The sequence below is a fragment of the Burkholderiales bacterium genome, from assembly GCA_013695435.1.
Classification (GTDB): domain Bacteria; phylum Pseudomonadota; class Gammaproteobacteria; order Burkholderiales; family JACMKV01; genus JACMKV01.
Genome location: JACDAM010000285.1, coordinates 1 through 4,456 on the forward strand (window position 1 = coordinate 1; position 4,456 = coordinate 4,456).

Annotated in this window: 5 protein-coding genes; 3 read left to right on the forward strand and 2 right to left on the reverse strand. The window is 60.1% G+C overall.

The features are described from left to right. Positions 1-148, reverse strand: a 148-nt coding sequence (locus H0V78_13930) for a hypothetical protein (protein MBA2352835.1), incomplete at its 3' end; no start/stop codon positions are given. Between the two features lie 245 nt (positions 149-393). Further along, entirely contained in the window at positions 394-717 is a 324-nt protein-coding gene (locus H0V78_13935; GenBank protein MBA2352836.1) for a hypothetical protein, read from the reverse strand. Positions 718-1,025: 308 nt separating this feature from the next. Here H0V78_13935 and H0V78_13940 point away from each other — a divergent pair, with 308 nt between their 5' ends. From H0V78_13940 to H0V78_13950, 3 genes are all read left to right on the forward strand, one after another. Next, positions 1,026-2,651, forward strand: coding sequence for an NAD+ synthase (locus H0V78_13940; GenBank protein MBA2352837.1), 1,626 nt, complete (start codon positions 1,026-1,028; stop codon positions 2,649-2,651). A gap of 108 nt (positions 2,652-2,759) precedes the next feature. Then, on the forward strand, positions 2,760-3,098 hold the full coding sequence (locus H0V78_13945; protein ID MBA2352838.1) for a P-II family nitrogen regulator: 339 nt from the start codon (positions 2,760-2,762) through the stop codon (positions 3,096-3,098). Positions 3,099-3,549: 451 nt separating this feature from the next. Beyond that, positions 3,550-4,456: AMP-binding protein (locus tag H0V78_13950; GenBank protein MBA2352839.1), on the forward strand; the 907-nt coding region annotated here is incomplete at its 3' end.

The following is a 4,456-nucleotide window of genomic DNA, read 5'->3' on the forward strand; positions in this document are numbered from 1 at the left end:
CCGTGAGCCCTGCCGCAACGCCGAGCAAAGTCAGCAGCATATGCGTGGCGAGGCCGACTACGAGACCGGCGAGTATCGCGCTCCAGCGTATCATCGGCAGCAGTGGGCGGCGGGTCAAATTATTCTGGATCTCAATGGCGGTGGCCATGGTTTCTCCTGTGGAAATGAAGGTTTGTCAGCGTAGATCGGAACTCTGATATGGGTCGTTCGCCCCCGATTGGAGCATTCAAGGGCAATCGCTCGTAAAGCCGGCAGCAATATGCGCCATTTTACGGCATGATTTGGAGCAGCGCCGGCAAACTTTGGCGGATCGCAGCATGCCTTTCGTCATCGTGACCGAATCCCGATAGACCCCCGGGGTATTCATCGCATCCCGTGCAAGAGTCGAAGCCCTTATTCAATAGCGGCGTCCGGCATGTCCGGACTGCCCCTGGGATGGTCGCGAACATTGCCACTGCGTGATCGCGTGGGATCGCCTTTTCCCCGCGTTTCGGCCTCGGCAGTACCCGAGACTACATCCGATGCATCGCCTTCCTCGATCGCTTCAATGCTGCCCGGTGGATTTCGGTCCGGGCGCGCGCTGTCGGTATCGTCCCCTGGACCGCCGTCATCGCCCATGCCCTTGTCGTTCCCGGTCTGCATCGAACGCGATTCAAGATTATTGAATTGACCAGCCGTGCTCTCGGCATCGATACCTGGTTTCCGATTGGTGGCCATAATCGTCTCCTTTGTATCCACTGGGCATGCCTCAGTAAATGTGGCAAGGACTATGCCACAAGCAATGCAGGCGAATCAGCAGGTTGGTGGTTTTACTGCGGCAGCAGAACTTGTAAATCTGACATCTGAAAAGGAGATAAGTGTCGCACGAAGAATCCCTTCCCCCGGCAGGTCGGGGGCAGAAAAATGAGACCAGCGGCTGCCGCTTCCGCGATCCACCCCCGGCATCAATAAGGCGCCAAAAAATGTAAGAAATACATGCGCGTCGCCTTCGTTCAGGGCCGCGATGCGCGCGATATAATGGCGCGATGAAAATCGCCATCGCCCAGATCAATTGCACGGTTGGCGACATCATCGGCAACAGCGCCAAACTGCGCGAATTCGCTGAACGCGCGCGGGCTGCCGGCGCGACTCTCATGTTGAGCCCCGAAATGGCATTGTCCGGCTACCCGCCTGAAGATCTGCTGTTACGTCCGGACTTTTATCATTCGTGCGCGCGCGCTCTGGCGGAGCTCGCGGAATGCGCGCACGGCATAGCGCTCGTTGTCGGTCATCCGCACGAAACCGGCGGTAAACGCCATAACGCCGCGTCGCTGCTGCGGGACGGCCGCATTGCCGCGACGTATCTGAAGCACAGGCTGCCGAACTACACGGTTTTCGACGAACAACGCTATTTCACGGCCGGCGACCAGCCGTGCGTATTCGAGCATGAAGGCGTGCGCTTAGGCATCAATATTTGCGCCGACATCTGGGAAGACGGCGCCGCGATGCGCGCGCGCCAGGACGGCGCGGATACGCTGCTGGTGCTGAATGCCTCGCCTTACCATATGCGGAAACAGCGCTCACGCTATGAGGTCGTCCGCGACCGCATTGCCGAAACCGGCATGCCGGTGGTTTATGCCAACCTGGTCGGCGGCCAGGACGAGCTCGTTTTCGATGGCGGCTCATTCGCGATGAATCAGGCTGGCGCGACGACTCACCAGTTTGCCGCTTTTGAAGAAGTTCTCGGTATCGTCGAACTCGATGACCATGGCGTTCCCGGCGCCGGCGTCCTCGCTTCGGCTTCGTCGCTGGAAGCCGAAGTCTGGAGCGCGCTGTGTCTGGGGGTGAAGGACTACCTCGGCAAGAACGGTTTTCCCGGCGCGCTGATCGGCTTGTCCGGCGGAATGGATTCGGCGCTGACCCTGGCGATTGCGGTCGACGCTCTGGGCGCTGACCGCGTGCGTGCCGTGATGATGCCGTCGTCATACACGGCGGACATGAGCGTTGCCGATGCGCGCACCATGGCCCGCTTGATGGCGGTGAGCTACAGCGAGATTTCGATCGCGCCGCTGTTCGATGCTTTCCGGAAATCGCTGGCCGATGAATTTGCCGCTTGCGCCAGTCCTGTCCCGACCGCCAGCGATACGACCGACGAGAATCTGCAATCGCGGATTCGCGGCGTACTGCTGATGGCGCTGTCGAACAAGACGGGGCATATCGTGCTGAACACGGGCAACAAGAGCGAATCGGGCACCGGCTATGCCACGCTTTACGGCGACATGGCCGGCGGCTTTGCCGTCCTCAAGGACATCAGCAAAACCCTGGTCTACAGGCTAGGCCATTATCGTAACGGCCTGTCCAGGGTCATACCCGACCGCGTCATCCAGCGTGCACCATCCGCCGAACTCAAGCCCGATCAGACCGACCAGGATACCTTGCCGTCCTACGCGGCTCTCGACGGCATCATGGAAGCGTTCGTCGAACACGACCTCGGGCCGCGCGAGATCGTGGCGCGCGGCTACGCCAAAGACGACGTCGTCAAAGTCGTGCGCCTGATCGCGGCGAGCGAATACAAACGCCGGCAGGGGCCGCCCGGAATTCGCATCACGCCGCGCGGTTTCGGAAAGGATTGGCGTTATCCGATCACCAACAAATACCGGCATGCGCTATGAGCGTTGCGTTTAGCGCGGCAGCGTCTACGTTATCGCGGCAGCGTCTATAATGTGCCCTTAGCGCATGCCGACCCGGGCAAGGGACACCGTTGAACTTGGAGGAACCGAATGAAAAAGATTGAAGCGATCGTCAAGCCGTTCAAGCTCGACGAGGTGCGAGAGGCGCTATCGGAAATCGGCGTGACCGGGTTGACGGTGACGGAAGTCAAGGGCTTCGGCCGGCAGAAGGGCCATACCGAACTCTATCGCGGCGCCGAATACGTAGTCGATTTTTTGCCCAAGGTCAAAATCGAAGTTGTGGTGCCTAGCAAGCTCGCCGATCTGGCGATCGAAGCCATCGTCAAATCCGCGCGGACCGGCAAAATCGGCGACGGCAAAATATTCGTGACGACGGTCGAGCAGGTGCTGCGCATCCGCACCGGTGAGACTGACGAAGCGGCTATTTAGCGTGTGTCGCGTAAATACGTGTTTATAAATATAGCCGCCATTCGCGCGGAAGCGGGAATCCAGGGGAGCAGCAACGGGTGATATTCGCGCTCGTTGCGAACAGTAAGCACCACCCGCTGGCAGTCGATCATGCCACGATGTTCCGCGAGGCTGAAGCAAAACTTCTCGCCGAGCAAACGAAAATCTATCCTGCCGAAGCGCAACCGGCGCAAAAAAGCTGACAGAGACGCGGCCGCGCGTTAAACGAGAGCAGTCGAAAATGCGGGTTTGTCGCGAGCGATGGGCTGACAATCCCAGGCGCGGCATGGCCAAGGCCCTTGTCGCCGTTCGATAGGATACGAGCCGGGCGCGGCTGATTCGCAACGGATATCAGCGCCCGGCCGTCTGAAAAGAACGAAGTTTACCTTGGCGTGCGGGACTCGACGATGCGAGCTCACCGATGAAAGGAAACATGGCGACGACCGAGCATTCGCGCGAGCCGGCCCCTGCCGGCGACTGCATTAGCGGTCTGGTGTCAGTACGAGCACCCCAATCTACGATCGCGCTTTTGGCGCCGGAGCGCGAGCCGCTTACCTATGCCGGCCTCGCCGCGCAGGTGCAAAGCATACGCGAAAACCTGAATCGTCTTCGCTTGGGGCGCAACGACCGGATTGTGCTGGTATTGCCTAATGGCCCGGATATGGCAAGCGCGTTTCTGGGTGTTGCCGCGTGCGCCACGGCCGCGCCCTTGAACCCGGGTTACCGCGCCGAGGAGTTCGATTTTTATCTGACCGATCTCAAGGCAAGCGCGCTGATCGTTCAAGCGCTTCTGGGGTCTCCGGCTATAGCCGTAGCGCGTCGCCTTGGAATAGCGGTTCTGGAGCTTTGTCCGCAGCCGCAAGCTGGCCGGTTCACACTGCGCGGAGCTGCGCCGGGAAACGCACGCGCTGATACGACTTCACCTTTGCCCGGGGACATTGCGCTGCTGCTGCACACCTCCGGCACGACCTCGCGCCCCAAGCTGGTTCCGCTGACACACGCGAACATCTTCGCTTCCGCCGCGCATGTTGCGCAAACGCTGGGGTTAAGCGAGGCCGATCGCTGCTTGAATGTGATGCCGCTTTTTCACATCCACGGTCTGATTGCGGCTTTGCTCGCATCGATCAGAGCCGGCGGCAGCATTGTCTGCCCGCCCCAATTCGGGGCTGAGAGTTTCTTTGCCCGGTTAAACGAATTCAAGCCGACATGGTATACGGCAGTGCCCACCATGCATCAGTCGGTTTTGGCCCATTGCCGCGAAAACCGTGACATTGTCGCGCGCCATTCCCTGCGGTTCATCCGTTCGTCATCGGCCGCTTTGCCGCCAGCAGTCATGGCTG

What these genes read in the sequence shown, in the direction of transcription:
- H0V78_13935 (MBA2352836.1), bottom strand. Translation starts at nt 717, where the DNA reads ATGGCCACCAATCGGAAACCAGGTATCGATGCCGAGAGCACGGCTGGT.
- H0V78_13940 (MBA2352837.1), top strand. Translation starts at nt 1,026, where the DNA reads ATGAAAATCGCCATCGCCCAGATCAATTGCACGGTTGGCGACATCATC.
- H0V78_13945 (MBA2352838.1), top strand. Translation starts at nt 2,760, where the DNA reads ATGAAAAAGATTGAAGCGATCGTCAAGCCGTTCAAGCTCGACGAGGTG.